The following is a 21,301-nucleotide window of genomic DNA, read 5'->3' on the forward strand; positions in this document are numbered from 1 at the left end:
CGATCGTTCCCACGCTCCGCGTGGGAACGCCTCAATGGACGCTCCGCGTCCGCTTTGGGACGCGGAGCGTCCCGGGCTGCATTCCCACGCAGAGCGTGGGAACGATCCCCTGAACCATCCTGGTGCAGCTTTTGCGGTGCGCCCGTTTTCGTGCACTGACCGGCCCCGGCATGCACTTGCTGCACCTTTTAAAACACTTGTTCGGGACTCTGGTTCGGAAATTGCTACTTTCTATAAGTCGTAAGCGCTCCAGTAACAATCATTCCGCGCCACAAGCGCTCATATTGGTTCTTAGGGATTGAATAATGAAAAAAGCATTGCTGACCCTTTCTGCACTGGCGTTGTGCATGGCCGCCGGCTCCGCGCTGGCCAAGGAATACAAAGAACTGCGGTTTGGCGTTGACCCTTCCTACGCACCGTTCGAGTCGAAAGCGGCAGACGGCAGCCTGGTTGGCTTCGACATCGATCTGGGCAACGCGATCTGCGCCGAGCTGAAGGTCAAGTGCAAATGGGTTGAAAGTGACTTCGACGGCATGATTCCGGGCCTCAAGGCCAATAAATTCGACGGTGTGATCTCGTCGATGACCGTTACCGAAGCCCGCGAAAAAGTCATCGACTTCTCCAGCGAGCTGTTCTCCGGCCCGACGGCCTACGTGTCGAAAAAAGGTTCGGGCATCACCGACGACGTCGCTTCCCTGAAAGGCAAAACCGTCGGCTACGAGCAAGGCACCATCCAGGAAGCCTATGCCAAAGCCGTGCTGGACAAGGCCGGCGTGAAAACCCAGGCCTATCAAAATCAGGACCAGGTGTATTCCGACCTGACCTCGGGCCGTCTCGATGCGGGCATTCAGGACATGTTGCAGGCCGAACTGGGCTTTCTGAAGTCGCCGCAAGGCGCTGATTATGAAGTCAGCAAGCCGGTCGACAACCACTTGCTGCCAGCCAAGACCGCTGTCGGTATTAAGAAAGGTAACACCGAGCTGAAAGCGCTTTTGGATAAAGGTATCAAAGCGTTACACGATGACGGCAAATACGCCGAGATTCAAAAGAAACACTTTGGCGATCTGAATCTGTACAGCGGCAAATAATGCCCCGGCGCCCATCCTCGATGGGCGCCTTTTTCATTCAGTCAGGTTGCTGATTTATGTTCGAAACCCTCTTACAACATCTGGGGCTCTCCGCCTTCAGCCTCAAGGGCTTTGGCCTGTTGCTGTTGGAAGGCACCTGGATGACCATCAAATTGTCGGCGTTGTCGCTGCTGGTGGCCGTGTTGCTCGGCCTGCTCGGCGCCAGTGCCAAGCTGTCAAAAATCAAACTGCTGCGCCTGCCCGCCCAGCTCTACACCACGCTGATTCGCGGGGTGCCCGACCTGGTGCTGATGCTGCTGATCTTCTACAGCCTGCAAACCTGGCTGACGACGCTCACCGATTACCTGGAATGGGAATACATCGAGATCGACCCGTTCAGCGCCGGGGTCCTGACCCTGGGCTTCATTTACGGCGCGTACTTCACTGAAACCTTTCGCGGGGCGATTCTTGCCGTGCCGCGCGGCCAGGTCGAAGCCGCCACCGCCTATGGTCTCAAGCGCGGCCAGCGCTTTCGCTTCGTGGTGTTCCCGCAAATGATGCGCTTCGCCCTGCCGGGCATCGGCAACAACTGGATGGTGATGCTCAAGGCCACCGCGCTGGTTTCGATCATCGGCCTGGCCGATCTGGTCAAGGCCGCACAGGACGCCGGCAAGAGCACCTATCAGCTGTTTTACTTCCTGGTGCTCGCCGCGTTGATTTACCTGCTCATCACCAGTGCCTCGAACTTCATCCTGCGCTGGCTCGAACGCCGCTACGCCGCCGGTGCAAGGGAGGCCGTACGATGATCGAACTCCTGCAGGAATACTGGAAAGCCTTCCTTTATACCGACGGTCAGAACATCACTGGTCTTGCGATGACGATGTGGCTGCTCAGCGCCTCGATCTTCTTCGGCTTCATCGTGTCGATTCCGCTGTCGATCGCCCGGGTCTCGCCGCACTTCTACATTCGCTGGCCGGTGCAGTTCTACACCTACCTGTTCCGTGGCACGCCGCTCTATATCCAGCTGCTGATCTGCTACACCGGGATCTACAGCCTGGCCGCCGTGCGCGCGCAGCCGCTGCTCGACAGTTTCTTTCGCGATGCGATGAACTGCACGATCCTGGCCTTCGCCCTCAACACTTGCGCCTACACCACGGAGATTTTCGCCGGGGCGATCCGCAGCATGAACCACGGTGAAGTCGAAGCGGCCAAGGCCTACGGGCTGACCGGCTGGAAGCTGTATGCCTACGTGATCATGCCGTCGGCGCTGCGCCGTTCGTTGCCGTACTACAGCAACGAAGTGATCCTGATGCTGCACTCGACCACCGTGGCCTTCACCGCGACCATCCCCGACATCCTGAAAGTCGCGCGGGACGCCAACTCGGCGACCTTCCTGACCTTTCAGTCGTTCGGCATCGCCGCGCTGATCTACCTGACCATCACCTTTGCGCTGGTCGGCCTGTTCCGCCTTGCCGAACGCCGATGGCTGGCCTTCCTCGGCCCGACCCACTAGGACCCATTAGAGATGCGTCATCAGATACACGACCTGCTGGCCCCGCTGCCGGGGACCGCACGACAGATCCACAGTTTTCACTTTGGCCCGGACAAGGCCCAGGGCAAGATCTACATCCAGTCTTCGCTGCACGCCGACGAACTGCCCGGCATGCTCGTGGCCTGGCACCTCAAACAGCGCCTGGCGGAGCTGGAAGCCGCCGGCCGCCTGCGCAGCGAAATCGTGCTGGTGCCGGTGGCCAACCCGGTCGGCCTCGAACAGGTGCTGATGGATGTGCCGCTGGGCCGCTACGAATTGGAGAGCGGGCAGAACTTCAACCGCTGGTTCGTCGACCTCAGCGAGGAAATCGGCAACGAGATCGAAACACAGCTGTGCGACGACCCGCAGCGCAACCTTGAGCTGATCCGCGCCAGCCTGCGCAATGCCCTCGCCCGCCAGACCGCCAGCACCCAACTGCAATCCCAGCGCCTGACCCTGCAACGGCTGGCCTGCGATGCGGACATGGTGCTCGACCTGCATTGCGATTTCGAATCCGTGGTTCACCTCTACACAACGCCCGAGGCTTGGCCGCAGGTCGAGCCGCTGGCGCGCTACATCGAATCCCAGGCGAGCCTGTTGGCCACCGACTCCGGCGGCCAGTCGTTCGACGAGTGCTTCACCCTGCTGTGGTGGCAATTGAAGGAGCGCTTCGGCGAACACTTCGAGATTCCGCTCGGCAGCTTTTCGGTCACCGTCGAGTTGCGTGGCCAGGGGGATGTCACCCATCCGCTGGCCAGTCGCGATTGCCAGGCGCTGATCGATTACCTGATTCATTTCGGCGCCATCGTCGGCGAACCCAAAGCCTTGCCAGCCCTGCCACATCCCGCCACACCTTTGGCCGGCGTAGAACCGGTGGCCACTCCCGTCGGCGGCCTGCTCGTCTACACCGCCACGCCCGGCCAGCTTCTGGAAGCCGGGCAGAAAATCGCCGAAGTCATCGACCCGATCAACGACCGGGTCACACCAGTCCATTGCACCGCTTCCGGTCTGCTCTATGCCCGCTCGCTGCGGCGCATGGCCACCGCCGGGATGGTGATCGCCCACGTCGCGGGCGCCGAAGCCTATCGCAGCGGCTATCTACTTTCGCCTTGAGGATGCCTGTCCCATGTACAAATTGACCGTTGAAGGCCTGCACAAAAGCTATGGCGACCATCAGGTGCTCAAAGGCGTGTCGCTCAAGGCCAGGACCGGTGACGTGATCAGCCTGATCGGCGCCAGCGGCTCGGGCAAAAGCACCTTTTTGCGCTGCATCAACTTTCTCGAACAACCCAACGACGGCGCGATGAGCCTCGATGGCCAGGCGATCCGCATGGTCACCGACCGCCACGGCATGCACGTCGCCGACCCCAATGAACTGCAACGCCTGCGCACCCGGCTGGCGATGGTGTTTCAGCATTTCAACCTGTGGAGCCACATGACCGTGCTGGAAAACATCACCATGGCCCCGCGCCGGGTGCTGGGCTGCAGCAAACAGGAAGCCGACGACCGCGCCCGGCGTTATCTGGAAAAGGTCGGCCTGCCGGCACGGGTGGCCGATCAGTACCCGGCGTTTCTCTCCGGCGGTCAGCAACAGCGCGTGGCCATCGCCCGGGCCTTGGCGATGGAACCAGAGGTCATGCTGTTCGACGAACCGACTTCGGCACTTGACCCGGAGCTGGTCGGCGAAGTGCTCAAGGTGATTCAGGGCCTGGCCGAAGAAGGCCGGACCATGATCATGGTCACCCATGAAATGAGCTTTGCGCGCAAGGTCTCGAGCCAGGTGCTGTTCCTGCATCAGGGGCTGGTGGAAGAAGAAGGCGCACCCGAAGAAGTGCTGGGCAATCCGAAAAGCGAACGCCTGAAGCAATTCCTCAGCGGCAATCTCAAGTAAAACTATTGCCCGGCCGGCGCGGTCATTGAAGGAACACCTTCAGAGCACACGTCGCCGGCATGGGCACTTCCACCGACTTCGCCAAATACTGGTTCAGCGCCCGCGACTGGAAGCCTTTCGCCTTTCAAAAACAGGTGTGGGCCGCGGTAAAGCGTGGCGAATCCGGCCTGCTGCACGCCAGCACCGGCGCCGGTAAAACCTACGCGGTGTGGTTTGCCGCGCTCAATCGGTTTGCCCGCTCCAGGTCTGTTGCTGAAACCACCCGTAAACGCAAACCGCCCGCCGAACCGCTGACAGTCTTGTGGATCACCCCCATGCGCGCGCTGGCTGCCGACACCGCGCGCGCCCTGCAAGCGCCGCTGGACGATCTGCAGATTCCCTGGAGCGTCGGCCTGCGCACTGGCGACACCGGCAGCAGCGAACGCGCCCGGCAGAACCGGCGCCTGCCCACCACGCTGATCACCACCCCGGAAAGCCTGACCCTGATGCTCGCCCGGGCCGACGCGCAAACGGCGCTGTCGACGCTGCGTATGGTCGTGGTGGATGAGTGGCACGAATTGCTCGGCAACAAGCGCGGCGTGCAATTGCAACTGGCCCTCGCCCGGCTACGGCGCTGGCAGCCGGGGCTGATCGTCTGGGGCGTTTCCGCGACGCTCGGCAATCAGTCCCACGCCGAACAGGTGCTGATCCCACAGGGCGGCGGCGTGAGTATTCAGGGGCAAAGCGAAAAGTCGCTCAAGGTCGATACCCTGCTCCCACCGGCCATCGAACGATTTCCCTGGGCCGGGCATATCGGCTTGAAGATGTTGCCGCAGGTGGTCGCCGAACTGGACGTCTGCGCCAGCAGCCTGGTGTTCACCAACACCCGGGCGCAATCGGAAATCTGGTATCAGGCCTTGCTGGAAGCGCGGCCGGACTGGGCCGGTTTGATTGCCCTGCACCACAGCTCTCTGTCCCGCGACACCCGCGACTGGGTCGAGCAGGCGCTGAAGAACGGTCAACTCAAAGCTGTGGTCTGCACCTCAAGCCTGGATCTGGGGGTGGATTTCCTCCCGGTGGAGCGTGTACTGCAGATCGGCTCGGCCAAAGGCGTGGCACGACTGATGCAGCGTGCCGGGCGTTCGGGCCATGCGCCCGGTAGAACGTCGCGGGTCACCCTGGTGCCGACCCACAGCCTGGAGCTGATCGAAGCTGCGGCCGCTGGCGATGCCGTGGCACAGCGGCGGATCGAACCGCGACTGTCCCCGCACAAACCGCTGGATGTGCTGGTGCAGCATCTGGTCAGCATGGCCCTGGGCGGTGGCTTTGTTCCCGATGAGCTGTACGAAGAAGTCCGTGGTGCCTGGGCCTATCGCGACCTGACACCAGCAGACTGGGCCTGGGCGCTGGCGTTCGTACGCCACGGCGGGATGTCGCTGACGGCGTACCCGGATTACCGCCGGGTCGAGCCGGATGAGCACGGGATCTGGCGCGTTCCCGATGCGCGACTGGCGCGCCGCCATCGGATGAGCATCGGCACCATCGTCAGCGATGCCAGCATTCACCTGAAATTCTGGAGCAAGGGCGGTGGCGGCAAACAACTGGGCAGCGTGGAAGAAAGCTTCATCGCACGCCTGAAACCCGGTGATGGTTTTCTGTTCGCCGGGCGCTTGCTGGAACTGGTGCGGGTGGAAAACATGACCGCCTACGTCAAACGCAGCACCGCAAAAAAAGCCGCCGTACCGCGCTGGAATGGCGGGCGCATGCCGCTCTCCAATGAATTGGCCGAAGCCGTGGTCAGCCGCTTCAGCGCGGCGGCACACGGTGAGTTTGCCGGCCCGGAAATGCACGCCTTGCGCCCGCTGCTGGAAACACAGATGCGCTGGTCGGGCCTGCCGACAGACAACAACCTACTGGCCGAAGTGCTGAAATCCCGCGAAGGCTGGCACCTTTTCCTCTACCCGTTTGCCGGACGCCAGGTGCATCTGGGGCTGGCCAGCCTGCTGGCGTGGCGGGTCAGTCAGCGCTTGCCTGTGACCTTCTCGATTGCGGTCAACGATTACGGACTGGAACTGCTCAGCGCCACGCCCGTTGACTGGTCTGTACAGCTGGATGATGCCCTGCTCAGTCCCGAGGATTTATTGCGCGATGTACTCGCCAGCCTCAACGCGGGCGAACTGGCGCTGCGCAGGTTTCGGGAAATTGCGCGGATTGCCGGCCTGGTGTTCGCCGGCTACCCCGGTGCGCCGAAAAGCACCCGTCAGGTGCAGGCCTCCAGTGGGCTGTTTTTTGAAGTGTTCAAACAATACGACGCCGACAACCTGCTACTGGCCCAGGCCGGGGAAGAAGTCCTGCGGGAAGAACTGGATATACGACGACTGGAACAGACACTGGAGCGAATCAACCGGATGAAACTGGACATGCACCTGATCAAACGTCCGACACCGCTCGGCTTTCCATTGCTGGTGGAGCGCATGCGCGAAAGCATGAGTTCGGAAAAACTTGCCGACCGGATCCGGCGCATGGTCGGCGATCTGGAGAAAACCGCCGACACAGGCCGATCCTGATGAACGCGCCCTACCCCGTGCGTCTGGCAGGCGAAGAACTCTGGTTGCTGCCGGAAAAGGCGCTGTACTGGCCGGCGCAACAGGCGCTGCTGATTGCCGACGTGCATTTCGGCAAGGCGGCCGCTTATCGTCGACTTGGCCAACCGGTGCCGCAGGGCACTACGACGAGCAATATCGCGGTGATCGAGCAATTGCTGGCGAAGCTGCCGTGTCGGCAACTGATCTTTCTGGGGGACTTTCTGCACGGACCTGGCTCCCACGCCCCCGACACGTTGCAGGCTTTGGCGCAGTGGCGGGCGCGTCATGCCGACCTGCCGATGACGCTGATTCGCGGCAATCACGACAAGCGGGCGGGCGATCCGCCGCTAGCGCTGAACATCCGGGTGGTGCCAGAGCCGTTGCTGCTAGGGCCCTTCGCGTTGCAACACGAGCCGGATCCGCACCCTGAGCGGCACGTCCTCGCAGGGCACGTACACCCGGTTTATCGATTGATCGGCAAGGGGCGTCAGCGTTTGCGGCTGGCGTGTTTCAGGCTAGGAGAACGCATCAGCCTGCTGCCGGCCTTCGGCGCCTTTACCGGAGGTTACCCGGTGGAGAAGGAAGACAGCTGTCGGATCTTTGTCATTGGCGACAACGAAATATGGCCCGTCGGCTGAAGTCCTGTTCAGGATTCAGCCGACGGGCCATGCATTCAATCAAGCGACGGGCGCGGGTGGCGGTTTGTCCGGCAACGTCGGTTCGCCGGGCTCGGTCGGTTCTTCGTTGGGGGTATCGGGATCGGGCTGGTGAGGGATTCCGCCGGCCGTGGTGATGGGTGGGTGTGCCAGCAACGACCAGGCCATTACGCCAACCTGATTGGGCTCGAGCCTTGCCAGTTCGGCAGTGATTTGCGGATCGATCTTCATGGAGCACTCCTCGGCGAAGGCCCGTCCCGCTGTTCGCGAAACGGGCAGTACACCTCATAGAGTGTCTACCCGCCGAAGAATTCCCGGTAACTGCCGGATGGACGGATCAGGTACGCGGCAGGGTCACGCCACGCTGGCCCTGGTACTTGCCGGCGCGATCCTTGTAGGAGACTTCGCATTCCTCGTCGGATTCGAGGAACAGCATCTGCGCCACGCCTTCGTTGGCGTAGATCTTCGCCGGCAGGTTGGTAGTGTTGGAGAACTCCAGGGTCACCTGGCCTTCCCACTCGGGCTCGAGCGGGGTGACGTTGACGATGATGCCGCAACGGGCGTAAGTGCTCTTGCCCAGGCAGATGGTCAGGACGTTGCGTGGAATACGGAAGTATTCAACGGTCGTGGCCAGGGCGAAGGAGTTCGGCGGAATGATGCAGACATCGCTGTGGACGTCGACAAAACTGCCGGCGTCGAAGTTTTTCGGATCGACGATGGCCGAATTGATGTTGGTGAACACCTTGAAATGATTGGTGCAACGCACATCGTAGCCGTAGCTCGACACACCGTAGGAGATCACACGGCTGTCGTCGCTGCCACGTACCTGGCGCTCGACGAACGGCTCGATCATGCCGTGTTCCTGCGCCATGCGGCGAATCCACTTGTCCGATTTGATGCTCATGGCGGGTGTCCTGAATAGCGAGGTGGAAAAAATCTGTCCGGCATCTTACCGGGCGCGCCGCCGGGTTCAAAGTCCGCGCTGCAAATCTCGGCGAACGTGCAGGAATTACGCGGCCTGGCGACGAACCGTCACACCGTCGATCCCTAAAACAGAGAAACCTTCGCAAGAAGCATTGGCACGTTCCGGAAAAAGGGTTAAGGTGGCGCCACTGTGCTGCTTGTGTCACTGAGAATCTCTACACGATATGTTGAATTTCGATCCAACCATCTACAAGAATTTTTCCTGCTCTTTGCACTCAGTCTCGGCCAGGGTTCTTCCTGAGTCGCAGTTATCTTTGTTCAAGGAGTTACACCATGTCTAATCGCCAAACCGGTACCGTTAAGTGGTTCAACGATGAAAAAGGCTTCGGCTTCATCACCCCACAATCCGGTGACGACCTGTTCGTTCACTTCAAAGCTATCCAATCCGACGGCTTCAAAAGCCTGAAAGAAGGCCAACAGGTTTCTTTCATCGCTACCCGCGGTCAGAAAGGCATGCAAGCTGAAGAAGTACAAGTTATCTAACTTGTAGCTTCTTTAGAAAAAGGCCCCGCCCTCAAAAGCGGGGCTTTTTTGTGGGCGTTGTCTCGTCCTGAATAAGGTTTACACCTTCTGGCTTCTTATCAGGAGGGTGCAATGGATTCGGGCGCAAAACGCAGTCAACGCGATTACACGCTGACTTTTAAATTGTCGGTTGTCGACCAAGTCGAAAAAGGCGAGTTGAGTTATAAAGAGGCTCAACGGCGCTACGGAATTCAGGGTCGGTCGACGGTGTTGGTTTGGTTACGCAAGCATGGTCGGCAAGACTGGAGCCAAGGCGCCTCCATTCGTTCCCAAAGGACCCGACCGATGGACGAGCCCACTTTGCCCTTAACTCCCGAGCAGAGAATCAAAGAGCTTGAGGAGCAGTTGGCGCTGGCGAATCAGAAAGCCAAGTTTTTTGAAGACGTGGTGGATGTACTGAAGAACGACTACGGCGTCTCTGTCGTAAAAAAGCGGCCCGGCAAGTCGTTGCGCAAACCCAAACCCTGAGTGTCAGCAGGGCTTGCCAGTTTATGGGGATCAGTCGCCAAGCCTTTTACAAACGTAATCGCGTCTATCGGACTCGCATCGAGCAAGATCAGAAACTCATCCAGTTTGTGCAGACAATCCGAGTACGCCAACCCTGCATTGGCGCCCGCAAATTGCACTCGTTGATGCACGCCGAGCGTGAGAAACAGGAGCTGCATGTCGGCCGCGATCGGTTATTGGCGGTCTTGCGTGATAACCGCCAACTGGTCCGCAGGAAACGGGCTTATCACAAAACGACCGACAGTCATCATCACTTCCGCTGCCATCCCAATCTGCTCAAACCAGGCCCGTCGCAAGTTGTCGCTACCGGTCCGGAACAGGTCTGGGTGGCCGATATCACTTATCTGTCCACCAAACGTGACGATCCGGTCTATTTGAGTCTGGTGACGGATGCCTTCTCGAGAAAAATAGTCGGCTATCACGTGCATGGCAGCTTACATGCCGACTCGGTGGCTCAAGCCTTGCGCATGGCTTTGAAGACACGTCGAACATGCCAGAAACTGGTTCATCACTCAGATCGAGGTGTGCAGTACTGCTCGGCCCTTTATCAAAAGCTCCATGCTAAGCATGGCATCACGTGCTCAATGACTGATGGCTACGACTGCTACCAAAACGCCTTGGCAGAGCGAGTCAACGGCATCTTGAAGACAGAGCTCTTGCTGCACCGGCCGACAGACTTGGGGCAAGCAGAACAAATGGTGCGGGAGGCGATCTTGATCTACAACCAGGAGCGCCCGCACCTGTCCTTAAAATACAAAACGCCCGATGCGGTGCATCGGGCGTTAGGGTGAAACAGGTGTAAACCTATTTCAGGACTAGACACGGCGGTTTATCCTCGTATAACTTCGTATAATGTATGCTATACGAAGTTATTACGCGTCGAGCTGACCGTCGCCGAGCATCCGCTCGACATGGGCCAGGCCCAGTGGCTGCGGCGGTTTCAGGCCGTGGGTGGGCTCCCGAACGATACAAAGATCCCTGTGGGAGCGAGCTTGCTCGCGAAAGCGGTGTATCAGTCAGCACATTTGCTGAATGTGAAACCGTTATCGCGAGCAAGCTCGCTTGTATGTTTAGACTTGAAGGGGTGGGCGGGACTAAAAGCTCGATTCCGACTCTAGCCAGTACGGACCGTGGGAGACTTCTCGTCCCGCCCTTTCTACCTAAAGCGCCGATAAGGAATTCATCGGTAAAACCGACGATAGAGGCAAGCCAGCGCTACGGTAGACCCCGACAAGCTCTTAAACCCTAGCTCCGAGGATTCGTCATGACAATCCTTACCTCGCCAACGGTGATTGGTGTCGATGTGGCCAAGGCCGAAATCGTTGTTTATCGCGAAGATCTGGAAATTACCCAGGTCATCAACAATGACCGCACGTCTGTAGGTCGTTGGCTGAAGACCTTGCCCGCACAAAGCTCGATCGCCCTGGAAGCCACTAATCTCTACCACCTGGACACGGCCGAACTGGCCCATGGTATGGGGCATCGGGTTTACGTCGTGGACCCTTACCGGGTGAGCCATTACCGCGAAAGCATCGGTCAGCGTGCAAAAACCGACCCTTGTGATGCACGTCTTCTGGCGCGTTATCTAACCAGTGAACAGCACCGGCTGCGGGTCTGGAGCCCACCACCACGGCACTACACGGTGTTGAAAAGTCTGCTTAACAAGCGTGCGCAGCTGATGAAGGCCCGAGTCAGTATCATGCTGAGCTGGTCAAACGAACCTCTCCTTGAAGATCTTTTGGCCCATGGGTTGGAGCATTTCAAACAGCTTGATCAGGCCATTCAGGAATTACTCCGCAAAGTCAGCCAAGAGGCCGGCATTAGCGAAAACATCAGACGCTGCAAAGCGATTGAAGGGATTGGTGAACTCACGGCAACGGGCTTGGCAACTACGTATATGCGAGGTGAGTTCGCCAGCGCCGATGCGTTCATCGCCTTTCTGGGAATGGATTTGAAGGCAAAGGACTCAGGCAAGAAACACAGTCCTCGCCACTTGAGCAAAAAAGGTGACGGAGAATTACGGCGTCTTGCACACAATGCAGCTATGGCAGCTTGTCGGTCCCCTGTTTGGAAACCGTTCTATGAATCCTATCTGGCAAGAGGTCTAGCCAGAACTCAGGCTTTGGTCATCCTCGCCCGTAAGCTTTGCCGGGTGGCATTCGCCCTCATGAAAAATCAGAGCGAATACCAACCCAATTTAAGGTTGCAGGGTTCCCCTGCAACATAGAATCTCCCACAGGGACAGTGTTTCAGCAGTGGTACTCGGTTTCCTGTGGGAGCGGGCTTGCCCGTGAAGGCGATATCACTGGCGCTGCAAAAACGCCTGATGCAGCTCCGCCAGCGTCTCGAAGTGATACGCCGGTGCTTCAGCGCTCAGCTCTTCATGGCTGCCAAAACCGTAACCCACGGCCGCCGCATCCAGACCGTTGCTGCGAGCACCGATCAGGTCGTGTTTGCGGTCACCGATCATCAACGTACTGGCCGGGTCCAGTCTTTCCTCGGCGATCAGGTGGGCAATCAGCTCGACCTTGTTGGTACGGGTGCCGTCCAGTTCGCTGCCGTAGATCACCTTGAAGTGTTTGGCGAAATCAAAGTGCCGGGCGATTTCCCGGGCGAACACCCAAGGCTTCGACGTCGCGATATAGAGCTGCCGGCCTTGACTGCTCAGGGTTTCCAACAACGGCGTGACGCCGTCGAACACCCGGTTCTCGTACAGGCCGGTAACCTTGAAGCGCTCGCGGTAGTAATTCACCGCCTCCCAGGCCTTGGCTTCGTCGAAACCATAAAACTGCATGAACGCCTGCAACAACGGCGGGCCGATGAAGTGTTCCAGTCTGGTCAGATCCGGCTCGTCGATGCCGAGTTTGCTCAAGGCGAACTGGATGGAACGGGTGATGCCCTCACGCGGGTCGGTGAGGGTGCCGTCAAGGTCGAACAGTACGGTCTGGTAATGCATGAAAAATCCCGGGCGGTAGAAAGAAAAGTCAGAGCTGGTCGTAGCCTTCAGCCAGATGCAGGTCCTTGAGCTTCACGTAGTTCGCCGCGCTGTAGGTGAAAAAGGCGTTTTCCTTGTCGGTCAGCGGGCGGACCTGTTTTACCGGACTGCCCACGTAAAGAAAGCCGCTTTCCAGGCGTTTGCCCGGCGGCACCAGGCTGCCGGCGCCGATGATCACATCGTCCTCGACCACCGCGCCGTCCATGACGATGCTGCCCATGCCGATCAACACGCGGCTGCCGACGGTGCAGCCATGCAGCATCACCTTGTGGGCGATGGTCACGTCATCGCCAATCAACAGCGGAAAGCCGTCCGGATTGAACGGGCCGGCGTGGGTGATGTGCAACACGCAGCCGTCCTGCACGCTGGTGCGCGCGCCGATGCGGATGCGGTGCATGTCGCCGCGGATCACGGTCAGCGGCCACACGGAGCTGTCTTCGCCGATTTCGACGTCGCCGATCACCACCGCCGAGCCGTCGACAAAAGCGCCTTGGCTCAAGCGTGGGGTGTGATTCTGGTACTTGCGAAGGGACACGATTAGTTCTCTCTCTGTCGCCGATAGCTGCGGTGGGTGTCGATTGTAATTAAGATGGGCGCATGTTTCTTCCAGCCAAGGTGCCAACCGTGAGCGTGAACAACCCTCTTCTGCAGTCCTACGACCTGCCGCCGTTCTCCGCGATCCGTGCCGAACACGTGCAGCCGGCCATCGAAACCATCCTGGCCGACAACCGCGCCGCCATCGCCGAAATCCTCAAGACCCAGGGCCAGAACCCGACCTGGGCCGGGCTGGTGCTGGCGATGGACGAACTCAATGATCGCCTGGGTGCTGCCTGGAGCCCGGTCAGCCACCTCAATGCCGTGTGCAACAGCGCCGAACTGCGTGAAGCCTACGAGTCGTGCCTGCCGGCTTTGAGCGCCTACTCCACCGAAATGGGCCAGAATCGCGAGCTGTTCCAGGCCTATGAAGCCCTGGCCAACAGCCCGGAGGCCGCCAGTTTCGACGTGGCCCAGAAAACCATTCTGGAACATGCGCTGCGCGATTTCCGCCTCTCGGGTATCGACCTGCCCGAAGCCGATCAGAAACGCTACGCCGAAGTGCAGAGCAAGCTGTCCGAGCTGGGCAGCCGCTTCTCCAACCAGTTGCTCGACGCCACCCAGGCCTGGACCAAGCACCTGACCGACGAAGCCGCCCTCGCCGGCCTGACTGATTCGGCCAAGGCGCAAATGGCTGCTGCCGCACAGGCCAAAGGCCTCGACGGCTGGCTGATCACCCTGGAATTCCCGAGCTACTACGCGGTGATGACCTACGCCCAGGACCGTGCGCTGCGTGAAGAAGTCTACGCTGCCTACTGCACTCGTGCGTCGGATCAAGGCCCGAACGCCGGCCAGAACGACAACGGCCCGGTGATGGACGAAATCCTCGACCTGCGTCAGGAGCTGGCCAAACTGCTTGGTTTCTCCAGCTTCTCCGAGTTGAGCCTGGCCACAAAAATGGCTGAATCCAGCGATCAGGTGCTGAGTTTCCTGCGCGACCTGGCCAAGCGCAGCAAACCGTTCGCCGCCCAGGATCTGCAACAGCTCAAGGCTTACGCCGCCGAGCAGGGCTGCGCCGATCTTCAAAGCTGGGACAGCGGTTTCTACGGTGAAAAACTCCGTGAACAGCGTTACAGCGTCGCTCAGGAAACCCTGCGCGCCTACTTCCCGATCGACAAAGTGCTGGGTGGTCTGTTCGCCATCGTTCAGCGCCTGTACGGCATCGAAATCGCCGAACTGAAAGGCTTCGACACCTGGCACCCGGACGTTCGCCTGTTCGAGATCAAGGAAAACGGCCAGCACGTCGGTCGCTTCTTCTTCGACCTCTACGCCCGCGCCAACAAGCGTGGCGGCGCGTGGATGGACGGCGCCCGCGACCGTCGCCGCACCCTCAACGGCGTACTGCAAAGCCCGGTAGCCAACCTGGTCTGCAACTTCACCCCGGCCGACAGCGGCAAACCTGCGCTGCTGACCCACGATGAAGTGACCACCCTGTTCCACGAATTCGGCCACGGCCTGCATCACCTGTTGACCCGCGTCGAGCATGCCGGCGTTTCCGGTATCAACGGCGTGGCGTGGGACGCGGTCGAGCTGCCGAGCCAGTTCATGGAAAACTGGTGCTGGGAGCCGGAAGGTCTGGCGCTGATTTCCGGCCACTACGAAACCGGCGAACCGCTGCCGCAGGATCTGCTGGAAAAAATGCTCGCGGCGAAGAACTTCCAGTCCGGCCTGATGATGGTGCGTCAGCTGGAGTTCTCGCTGTTCGACTTCGAACTGCACGCCACCCACGGTGACGGCCGCAGCGTCGCGCAAGTGCTGGAAGGCGTACGCAACGAAGTCTCGGTAATGCGACCTCCGGCCTACAACCGCTTCCCGAACAGCTTCGCGCACATCTTCGCCGGCGGTTACGCGGCGGGTTACTACAGCTACAAATGGGCGGAAGTGCTGTCGGCGGATGCCTTCTCCAAATTCGAAGAAGACGGCGTGCTCAATGCCGACACCGGTCGCGCGTTCCGCGAAGCGATCCTCGCCCGCGGAGGTTCGCAGGCGCCGATGGTGCTGTTCGTCGACTTCCGTGGCCGTGAGCCGTCGATTGACGCACTCTTGCGCCACAGCGGCCTGAGTGAGGACGCGGCAGCATGAGTGAGGCACCCGTGAAGACCAAAAAACGCTTTATCGCCGGGGCGGTCTGCCCGGCGTGCAGCGAGCCGGACAAGCTGATGATGTGGAGCGAGGACGATGTCCCACACCGCGAATGCGTGGCGTGCGGCTACAGCGATACGCTGAATGCCCAAGGGCTGTCGGTGCCGAAAGAACTGGGCACGCGGGTCAATACCAGCGCGCTCAAGCCTGCACCGGACAAAACGGTTCAGGCGGTGCAGTTCTTCCCGAATCCGAAGCTGAAGAAAAAGCCCGACGAGCAACACTGATCCCGAACCACCTTTTGCCGGATCACGGCGCAAGGTGGTATTGGCTTACCACCTGTCCCCCGCACTTGCTTCGTAGGCTGGCCTTTTGCGCCACGCCTCGAAGGAAGCTGCCATGCCCGACACCAATCCCCTCCTGCAACCCTGGACGCTGCCACCCTGGCCGGCGATTCGCGCCGAGCATCTCGTGCCGGCAGTCAACCGCATCATTACCGACAATCGACGCATCATCGCCCAGGTGATAATCAGTCAGACCGATCTTCCCGGCTGGGATGATCTGGTCCTGAGCATCGACGAAGCCGACGCCCGCCTCAGTGAAGTCCGCTCGATTCTCGAAACCCTGTCGGTGGGCAGGTCCGACGATGCCGTCTGGCTAGTGGAAAGTGCCAAGGCGCATCTGGCAATCAATCAGTATCGCTCCGAAAAGGCCCGCAATCGCCCGTTGTACGAGACCTATCAGCGTTTGGCGCAGAGTTCGATCGCCGGCAGTTTCGATGAATCGCGCACCCGCGCCCTGGCGCGGATTCTGCGAAGATTCAAGCAGTCGGGCATTGAGCTTCCCCCTGACCAGCAACAGGAACTGGCGCGGTTGAACCGCGAGATCGGTGGGCTGGAGTATGTATTTCTGGATAACCTCGAACGCTGGGCCGCGAGCTGGAATAAGCACATCGGCGATGCTGCACTGCTCGCGGGCCTGTCGCCGGCGATGAAAGATCGGCTGGCACTTGCCGCACGCCAGGCCGGGCATGACGGCTGGCTGATCCGCCTGGATCAGAACACCTGCCAGCACATCCTCAAATACGCCGAAAACCGAGCCTTGCGCCAGGAATGCTGCATTGCCTACGCGACCCGCGCATCCGATCGCGGACCGCTGGCCGGCCGCTTCGACAACGGCCCGGTGCTGGCCAAGCTGCTAGCCTTGCGCCAGCAACAAGCCCGTTTTCTCGGTCATGAAAACGCCGCGCAACGGAGTCTGGCAGAGGAAAGCGGCGGGACCACGGCGTGGGTCAGTGGGTTTCTTCAGCGTCAGGCGACGCAGCTGGCACCTGTCCTCGCGCAGGATGCCAAACAATTGGCTGCCTTTGCCCGACAACGCGGGATCGACCGGGTCCAGCCATGGGATGAAGATTTCCTCGCCGAGCAATGGCGCCAACAACAGTTTCCCGGTGCGCTGGAAAACCTGCGGGATTACTTCCCGCTGGAGGGCACCCTGCGCAGGCTCTGTCTGTTCTGCGAGCGGATGTTCGGGATCCGCATCGTCGAGCAGTCCGGCGGGGGGCACTGGCATGACGATGTGCGCCTGCTGCAAGTCAGCGAGCATGGGCAGGTCATCGGCTACATTTACCTTGAGCCGTTTCACCGTGACAACGCTGCGGATTTCCCCGGCACCTCCACACTGCGCAACCGCCGCATCAATGCCGAAGGTCGCCCGGCGCTGCCGATAGCCCTGCTCTACAGCAATTTCACACGGCCTACCGACACCCATCCTTGTCGGCTTGAGCTCGATGATCTGCGGGTGCTGTTTCATGAGTTCGGGCATTGCCTCCAGCATGTGCTGACGCGCTCACCCCACTACAACCTGTCCGGTGTCCTGCAATTGAGCCATGAAGCGGCGGAGTTTTCCGGGCAGTTGTTCGAGCAGTGGTGTCTGTCACGGGAGTTTTTGCGCTGGCTCGGCGTGCATTTTCAGACTGGCGAACGCTTGAGCACCGCACGGATCGACGCGGCGTTGTCGGCCAGCCAGGCTCATTCCAGTCGACAACAGGCCTTGTTGCTGATGGGAGCGATGATCGATTTCGAGCTGCACCTGACCCACGGTGATGGGCGCTCGGTCGAAGAGGTTTGCAGCGACGTGCAGCGCACTCTGGGTCATCTGCAACTGCCGGACAATCACCGGTTCGCCAATGGTTTCGATTACATGGTGACCCAGTACGACGCTTCGGTTTACACCTACGTCTGGTCGGGCGTGCTGGCCCAGGAGGCGTTCAAGCGCTTCAGCCGCGACTGGGTATTCAACGCGCAAACCGGCCGCGAGTTTCGCGCGACCTTCTTTGCGCCGGGTGCAGGGCGTCCATTGCTGGACGCGGTGGAAGCGTTCATCGGCCGGCCGGTCGCCGGCCTCGTTGAAATGGAGGCCGGAGGAGTTACTTCAGATTGACCGTCTGAAACCAGCTCTTCATCGAGCACGTGGCAAACGCGCTGGTGCTGCAATCGCCATTGGCCAGTGCGGTGCGCAATTTATCGACATCAGCCTGCATCACGTAGCGAACGCCGTCCTTGAAGTGGCCGCTTTCACCAAACCCGCCCTGAGTCATTTCGTTCAGGGCGTCTTCCTTGCTCCAGCCCTGCACGACAATCCGGTACATCGCCGCCATCAGGCCGGTGCGATCGGAGCCGTGCTTGCAGTGCATCAGCACCGGGCCTTCGGCTTCGGCGGACTGAATGGCACGCAGGGTCTTGAGCACATCACTGTCGTCCACGTGATTGGTGCGATAGGGCAATTGCACCTGATGAATTCCGGGGGCTTTCAGCCAACTGGAATCCGCTTCCGGCAGGAAGTTGATAACCGTCGCCACTTTCAGGTTGTTCAACAACGGCACTGCACCGTCATCGGGGAGTGCACTGCGGTAAAGCGTGGGCGACATCTGGAACAGGTTGTATTGCACCTCGACCGGTTGCGCCCACTCAGTGGGACGAGCAGCAGCCGGAGCCTCCGCCGCTTGGGCGGGAATACAGCTGAACAGGGCCAGCAGCGACAAACAGAATGCGGAGGAAAAACGCGTCAGGAACATGCTTTGCGGCGACCGTGTGGGTTTTGTCATTGAAGGCCTCAGCTTGCGAGCCATGCAGTCAAATCCCCGTGAGGCGCTTGTAAAAGAATCGTGAAGACACCGGTTTACTTGGCGAAAAACGCTGTTTTTTTGGCTGAATCGGTTCATCTCGTTGCTTAGCCTGCTACCATTTGTCACATCATGTTGCAGACGCGTCCTCGTTGTTCCCGGCCTTCCGGCCACGTCGCAAACAGAAAATTCTTGAGCCGTTCGCAGAAACGGCTGACAACCATCAATGCCTGATGAGGTGCACCCCCCATGTCTGATGAAGAGCGAGACAACCCGCGGCGTGAGTTTTTGCGCAAATCCCTGACCCTGATTCCGGTCGTGACTCTGGCCGGCAGCGGTCTCGGCAGCACGGTGCTGCAAGCCGCGCCCGAAAGCGCGCCTGCCACATCCCAGGCAAAATCGGCCACGGTTGAAGCCAGCACGTATCAGCCGAGCTACTTCACCGCTGAAGAGTGGGCGTTCATCAATGCCGCCGTCGCGCAATTGATCCCCAACGATGCGCAGGGTCCAGGTGCACTCGAGGCCGGCGTGCCGGAATACATCGACCGTCAGATGAACACGCCGTACGCCGCCGGTGCCCTTTGGTACATGCAGGGCCCGTTCAACGCCGACGCCGCGCCGGAGATGGGCTGGCAGAGCAAACTGGTGCCAAAAGAGATCTATCGCCTCGGCATTGCCGCCACGGATCAGTGGGCAAAATCCATCAACGGTAAAACATTTGCCGAGCAAGACAGCGCTACCCGAGACGATCTGCTCAAGCAGCTTGAAGCCGGAAAACCGCAATTCGACGCGGTTCCGGCGAAGATTTTCTTCAGTCTGCTGCTGCAGAACACCAAGGAAGGGTTCTTCTGCGACCCGATCCACGGCGGCAATAAAGGCATGGTCGGCTGGACCATGATCGGCTTCCCCGGCGCCCGCGCCGATTTCATGGATTGGGTGGAACGCAACGAGCAATACCCCTTCCCGGCAGTTTCGATTCGCGGCGAGAGGGCGTGAGCATGGCAACGGTAATGAAGAAGGTCGACGCAGTGATCGTCGGTTTCGGCTGGACAGGCGCGATCATGGCCAAGGAGCTGACCGAAGCAGGCCTCAACGTGCTGGCGCTGGAACGCGGGCCGATGCAGGACACCTACCCTGACGGCAACTATCCCCAGGTGATCGACGAACTCACCTACAGCGTGCGGAAAAAACTCTTCCAGGACATTTCCAAAGAGACTGTCACCATCCGTCACAGCGTCAACGACATCGCCCTGCCAAACCGCCAGTTGGGCGCGTTCCTGCCGGGCAATGGCGTGGGCGGCGCCGGTTTGCACTGGTCGGGCGTGCACTTTCGGGTCGACCCGATCGAGTTGCGCATGCGCAGCCACTACGAAGAGCGTTACGGCAAAAGTTTCATCCCCAAGGACATGACCATCCAGGACTTCGGCGTCAGCTATGAAGAGCTGGAGCCGTTCTTCGATTTCGCCGAAAAAGTCTTCGGCACCTCCGGTCAGGCCTGGACCGTGAAAGGCCAACTGGTCGGTCAGGGTAAGGGCGGCAACCCGTACGCCCCGGATCGCTCGAATCCGTTCCCGCTGCAAGCGCAGAAGAACACGGTTTCCGCACAGCTGTTCGGCAAAGCGGCTACCGAAGTCGGTTACAAACCCTACAACCTGCCATCCGCCAATACGTCGGGGCCGTACACCAACCCCTACGGCGCGCAGATGGGTCCGTGCAACTTCTGCGGTTTCTGCAGCGGTTACGTTTGCTACATGTATTCCAAGGCGTCGCCGAACGTGAACATTCTGCCGGCGCTAAAGCCACTGCCGAATTTCGAGTTGCGGCCTAACGCTCATGTGCTGCGGGTCAACCTCGACAGCACGAAAACCAAAGCCACCGGCGTCACCTACATCGACGGACAGGGTCGCGAGATCGAGCAACCGGCGGATCTGGTGATCCTCGGCGCGTTCCAGTTGCACAACGTGCGCCTGATGCTGCTCTCCGGTATCGGCAAACCCTACGACCCGGTCAGTGGTGAAGGTGTGGTCGGGCGCAACTTCGCCTACCAGAACATGGCCACCATCAAGGCGTTCTTTGACAAGGACACCCACACCAACAACTTCATCGGTGCCGGCGGCAACGGTGTGGCAGTGGATGACTTCAACGCCGACAACTTCGACCACGGGCCTCACGGTTTCGTCGGTGGCTCGCCGATGTGGGTCAACCAGGCCGGCAGCCGACCGATCGCCGGCACCTCCAACCCGCCGGGCACCCCGGCCTGGGGCAGTGCGTGGAAACGCGCCACCGCCGATTACTACACCCACCAGGTGTCGATGGACGCCCACGGCGCGCATCAGTCCTACCGTGGCAACTACCTCGATCTGGATCCGGTGTACCGCGATGCCTACGGCATGCCGCTGCTGCGGATGACGTTCGACTGGCAGGAAAACGACATCAAGATGAACCGCTTCATGGTCGAGAAAATGGGCAAGATCGCCGAGGCCATGGGCCCGAAAGCCATTGCCGTGATCGGCAAGAAAGTCGGCGACCACTTCAACACCGCGTCGTACCAGACCACCCACCTCAACGGTGGCGCGATCATGGGCACCGATCCGAAGACCAGCGCGCTCAACCGCTATCTGCAGAGCTGGGACGTGCACAACGTGTTCGTCCCGGGCGCCTCGGCCTTCCCGCAAGGCCTGGGCTACAACCCCACCGGCCTGGTTGCCGCGCTGACCTACTGGTCGGCGAAAGCGATCCGCGAGCAGTACCTGAAAAATCCCGGGCCGCTGGTTCAGGCTTAAG

At 60.1% G+C, this 21,301-nt stretch carries 20 protein-coding genes and 1 pseudogene; 15 read left to right on the forward strand and 6 right to left on the reverse strand.

Translation table 11 applies throughout. From position 1 onward, the window contains the following. The first annotated feature begins 305 nt into the window (after nt 1–305). From AWU82_RS20990 to pdeM, 7 genes are read left to right on the forward strand one after another with little or no spacing between them, the layout of a single operon-like run. Nucleotides 306–1,088 carry a transporter substrate-binding domain-containing protein gene (locus AWU82_RS20990; protein ID WP_011332769.1) on the forward strand — a complete coding sequence of 261 codons (783 nt, stop codon included), beginning with the start codon at nt 306–308 and terminating at the stop codon, nt 1,086–1,088. 56 nt (nt 1,089–1,144) lie between these two features. Continuing rightward, complete coding sequence (locus AWU82_RS20995) at nt 1,145–1,873, forward strand: ABC transporter permease (RefSeq protein WP_064382918.1); 729 nt, start codon at nt 1,145–1,147, stop codon at nt 1,871–1,873. Further along, the gene (locus AWU82_RS21000) at nt 1,870–2,580 is read left to right on the forward strand and encodes an ABC transporter permease (RefSeq protein ID WP_011332767.1); all 711 of its coding nucleotides are present in this window, start codon (nt 1,870–1,872) and stop codon (nt 2,578–2,580) included. The genes AWU82_RS20995 and AWU82_RS21000 overlap by 4 nt, the downstream gene beginning before the upstream one ends. Nucleotides 2,581–2,592: 12 nt before the next feature. Beyond that, entirely contained in the window at nt 2,593–3,711 is a 1,119-nt protein-coding gene (locus AWU82_RS21005) for a succinylglutamate desuccinylase/aspartoacylase family protein (protein WP_064382917.1), read from the forward strand. Between the two features lie 13 nt (nt 3,712–3,724). Continuing rightward, on the forward strand, nt 3,725–4,489 hold the full coding sequence (locus tag AWU82_RS21010; RefSeq protein ID WP_064382916.1) for an ABC transporter ATP-binding protein: 765 nt from the start codon (nt 3,725–3,727) through the stop codon (nt 4,487–4,489). A gap of 59 nt (nt 4,490–4,548) precedes the next feature. Then, complete coding sequence (locus AWU82_RS21015; RefSeq protein WP_064382915.1) at nt 4,549–7,035, forward strand: ligase-associated DNA damage response DEXH box helicase; 2,487 nt, start codon at nt 4,549–4,551, stop codon at nt 7,033–7,035. Then, nucleotides 7,035–7,691 carry a ligase-associated DNA damage response endonuclease PdeM gene (pdeM, locus tag AWU82_RS21020; protein WP_064382914.1) on the forward strand — a complete coding sequence of 219 codons (657 nt, stop codon included), beginning with the start codon at nt 7,035–7,037 and terminating at the stop codon, nt 7,689–7,691. The genes AWU82_RS21015 and pdeM overlap by 1 nt, the downstream gene beginning before the upstream one ends. A 39-nt stretch (nt 7,692–7,730) precedes the next feature. Here the strand turns inward: pdeM and AWU82_RS21025 are convergent, their stop codons facing one another. Both AWU82_RS21025 and dcd read right to left on the reverse strand, forming a co-directional pair. Further along, entirely contained in the window at nt 7,731–7,940 is a 210-nt protein-coding gene (locus AWU82_RS21025; RefSeq protein WP_011332763.1) for a hypothetical protein, read from the reverse strand. 106 nt (nt 7,941–8,046) lie between these two features. After that, nucleotides 8,047–8,613, reverse strand: a complete 567-nt coding sequence (gene dcd, locus AWU82_RS21030; protein WP_007954988.1) for a dCTP deaminase — start codon at nt 8,611–8,613, stop codon at nt 8,047–8,049. 353 nt (nt 8,614–8,966) lie between these two features. On the opposite strand from dcd, the gene AWU82_RS21035 reads away from it, so the two are divergent. Then, nucleotides 8,967–9,176, forward strand: a complete 210-nt coding sequence (locus AWU82_RS21035; protein WP_002554837.1) for a cold-shock protein — start codon at nt 8,967–8,969, stop codon at nt 9,174–9,176. A gap of 111 nt (nt 9,177–9,287) precedes the next feature. Continuing rightward, nucleotides 9,288–10,513 (forward strand): IS3 family transposase gene (locus tag AWU82_RS21040; protein WP_371915558.1). Its coding sequence is split into 2 segments (ribosomal slippage): nt 9,288–9,639 and nt 9,639–10,513, totalling 1,227 coding nucleotides; the frame shifts between segments, so codons are not numbered across the junction. An 87-nt stretch (nt 10,514–10,600) separates the two neighbouring features. On the opposite strand, the pseudogene AWU82_RS29600 reads toward AWU82_RS21040, so the two are convergent. Continuing rightward, nucleotides 10,601–10,675, reverse strand: a pseudogene (locus tag AWU82_RS29600) (hypothetical protein); the annotation flags it as partial. Between the two features lie 311 nt (nt 10,676–10,986). On the opposite strand from AWU82_RS29600, the gene AWU82_RS21045 reads away from it, so the two are divergent. Beyond that, nucleotides 10,987–11,949 (forward strand): IS110 family transposase, encoded by a 963-nt coding sequence (locus AWU82_RS21045; protein ID WP_064378582.1) that lies wholly within the window; start codon nt 10,987–10,989, stop codon nt 11,947–11,949. 75 nt (nt 11,950–12,024) lie between these two features. Here AWU82_RS21045 and AWU82_RS21050 read toward each other — a convergent pair whose 3' ends face one another. Together AWU82_RS21050 and AWU82_RS21055 are read right to left on the reverse strand one after the other, a co-directional pair. Continuing rightward, nucleotides 12,025–12,678 carry an HAD family hydrolase gene (locus AWU82_RS21050; RefSeq protein ID WP_064379536.1) on the reverse strand — a complete coding sequence of 218 codons (654 nt, stop codon included), beginning with the start codon at nt 12,676–12,678 and terminating at the stop codon, nt 12,025–12,027. A gap of 28 nt (nt 12,679–12,706) precedes the next feature. Further along, the gene (locus AWU82_RS21055) at nt 12,707–13,252 is read right to left on the reverse strand and encodes a gamma carbonic anhydrase family protein (RefSeq protein ID WP_064379538.1); all 546 of its coding nucleotides are present in this window, start codon (nt 13,250–13,252) and stop codon (nt 12,707–12,709) included. Between the two features lie 62 nt (nt 13,253–13,314). Between AWU82_RS21055 and prlC the strand changes: the two genes are divergently transcribed. The 3 genes from prlC (at nt 13,315) to AWU82_RS21070 (ending at nt 17,835) form a co-directional block, all read left to right on the forward strand. Beyond that, nucleotides 13,315–15,393: an oligopeptidase A gene (gene prlC / locus AWU82_RS21060; protein WP_170928905.1), complete on the forward strand. Its 2,079-nt coding sequence runs from the start codon at nt 13,315–13,317 to the stop codon at nt 15,391–15,393. Next, on the forward strand, nt 15,390–15,680 hold the full coding sequence (locus AWU82_RS21065) for a YheV family putative zinc ribbon protein (RefSeq protein ID WP_007953955.1): 291 nt from the start codon (nt 15,390–15,392) through the stop codon (nt 15,678–15,680). The genes prlC and AWU82_RS21065 overlap by 4 nt, the downstream gene beginning before the upstream one ends. 112 nt (nt 15,681–15,792) lie before the next feature. Continuing rightward, the gene (locus AWU82_RS21070; protein WP_064379540.1) at nt 15,793–17,835 is read left to right on the forward strand and encodes a M3 family metallopeptidase; all 2,043 of its coding nucleotides are present in this window, start codon (nt 15,793–15,795) and stop codon (nt 17,833–17,835) included. On the opposite strand, the gene AWU82_RS21075 is transcribed toward AWU82_RS21070, so the two are convergent. Continuing rightward, nucleotides 17,822–18,469: a phosphatase domain-containing protein gene (locus AWU82_RS21075; protein ID WP_064379542.1), complete on the reverse strand. Its 648-nt coding sequence runs from the start codon at nt 18,467–18,469 to the stop codon at nt 17,822–17,824. The two genes, AWU82_RS21070 and AWU82_RS21075, sit on opposite strands and share 14 nt — an antisense overlap. A 297-nt stretch (nt 18,470–18,766) precedes the next feature. Between AWU82_RS21075 and AWU82_RS21080 the strand changes: the two genes are divergently transcribed. Continuing rightward, nucleotides 18,767–19,513 carry a gluconate 2-dehydrogenase subunit 3 family protein gene (locus AWU82_RS21080; protein WP_064379543.1) on the forward strand — a complete coding sequence of 249 codons (747 nt, stop codon included), beginning with the start codon at nt 18,767–18,769 and terminating at the stop codon, nt 19,511–19,513. Nucleotides 19,514–19,515: 2 nt separating this feature from the next. Then, complete coding sequence (locus tag AWU82_RS21085; RefSeq protein WP_064379545.1) at nt 19,516–21,300, forward strand: GMC family oxidoreductase; 1,785 nt, start codon at nt 19,516–19,518, stop codon at nt 21,298–21,300. Nucleotide 21,301 lies beyond the last annotated feature (1 nt).

This window comes from Pseudomonas glycinae, assembly GCF_001594225.2.
Taxonomy (GTDB): Bacteria; Pseudomonadota; Gammaproteobacteria; order Pseudomonadales; family Pseudomonadaceae; genus Aquipseudomonas; species Aquipseudomonas glycinae.

What these genes read in the sequence shown, in the direction of transcription:
- AWU82_RS21080 (WP_064379543.1), top strand. Translation starts at nt 18,767, where the DNA reads ATGTCTGATGAAGAGCGAGACAACCCGCGGCGTGAGTTTTTGCGCAAA.
- AWU82_RS21050 (WP_064379536.1), bottom strand. Translation starts at nt 12,678, where the DNA reads ATGCATTACCAGACCGTACTGTTCGACCTTGACGGCACCCTCACCGAC.
- prlC (WP_170928905.1), top strand. Translation starts at nt 13,315, where the DNA reads ATGTTTCTTCCAGCCAAGGTGCCAACCGTGAGCGTGAACAACCCTCTT.
- AWU82_RS21065 (WP_007953955.1), top strand. Translation starts at nt 15,390, where the DNA reads ATGAGTGAGGCACCCGTGAAGACCAAAAAACGCTTTATCGCCGGGGCG.
- AWU82_RS21035 (WP_002554837.1), top strand. Translation starts at nt 8,967, where the DNA reads ATGTCTAATCGCCAAACCGGTACCGTTAAGTGGTTCAACGATGAAAAA.
- AWU82_RS21000 (WP_011332767.1), top strand. Translation starts at nt 1,870, where the DNA reads ATGATCGAACTCCTGCAGGAATACTGGAAAGCCTTCCTTTATACCGAC.
- dcd (WP_007954988.1), bottom strand. Translation starts at nt 8,613, where the DNA reads ATGAGCATCAAATCGGACAAGTGGATTCGCCGCATGGCGCAGGAACAC.
- AWU82_RS21010 (WP_064382916.1), top strand. Translation starts at nt 3,725, where the DNA reads ATGTACAAATTGACCGTTGAAGGCCTGCACAAAAGCTATGGCGACCAT.
- AWU82_RS21015 (WP_064382915.1), top strand. Translation starts at nt 4,549, where the DNA reads ATGGGCACTTCCACCGACTTCGCCAAATACTGGTTCAGCGCCCGCGAC.
- pdeM (WP_064382914.1), top strand. Translation starts at nt 7,035, where the DNA reads ATGAACGCGCCCTACCCCGTGCGTCTGGCAGGCGAAGAACTCTGGTTG.
- AWU82_RS20990 (WP_011332769.1), top strand. Translation starts at nt 306, where the DNA reads ATGAAAAAAGCATTGCTGACCCTTTCTGCACTGGCGTTGTGCATGGCC.
- AWU82_RS20995 (WP_064382918.1), top strand. Translation starts at nt 1,145, where the DNA reads ATGTTCGAAACCCTCTTACAACATCTGGGGCTCTCCGCCTTCAGCCTC.
- AWU82_RS21070 (WP_064379540.1), top strand. Translation starts at nt 15,793, where the DNA reads ATGCCCGACACCAATCCCCTCCTGCAACCCTGGACGCTGCCACCCTGG.
- AWU82_RS21045 (WP_064378582.1), top strand. Translation starts at nt 10,987, where the DNA reads ATGACAATCCTTACCTCGCCAACGGTGATTGGTGTCGATGTGGCCAAG.
- AWU82_RS21075 (WP_064379542.1), bottom strand. Translation starts at nt 18,469, where the DNA reads ATGTTCCTGACGCGTTTTTCCTCCGCATTCTGTTTGTCGCTGCTGGCC.
- AWU82_RS21085 (WP_064379545.1), top strand. Translation starts at nt 19,516, where the DNA reads ATGGCAACGGTAATGAAGAAGGTCGACGCAGTGATCGTCGGTTTCGGC.
- AWU82_RS21025 (WP_011332763.1), bottom strand. Translation starts at nt 7,940, where the DNA reads ATGAAGATCGATCCGCAAATCACTGCCGAACTGGCAAGGCTCGAGCCC.
- AWU82_RS21005 (WP_064382917.1), top strand. Translation starts at nt 2,593, where the DNA reads ATGCGTCATCAGATACACGACCTGCTGGCCCCGCTGCCGGGGACCGCA.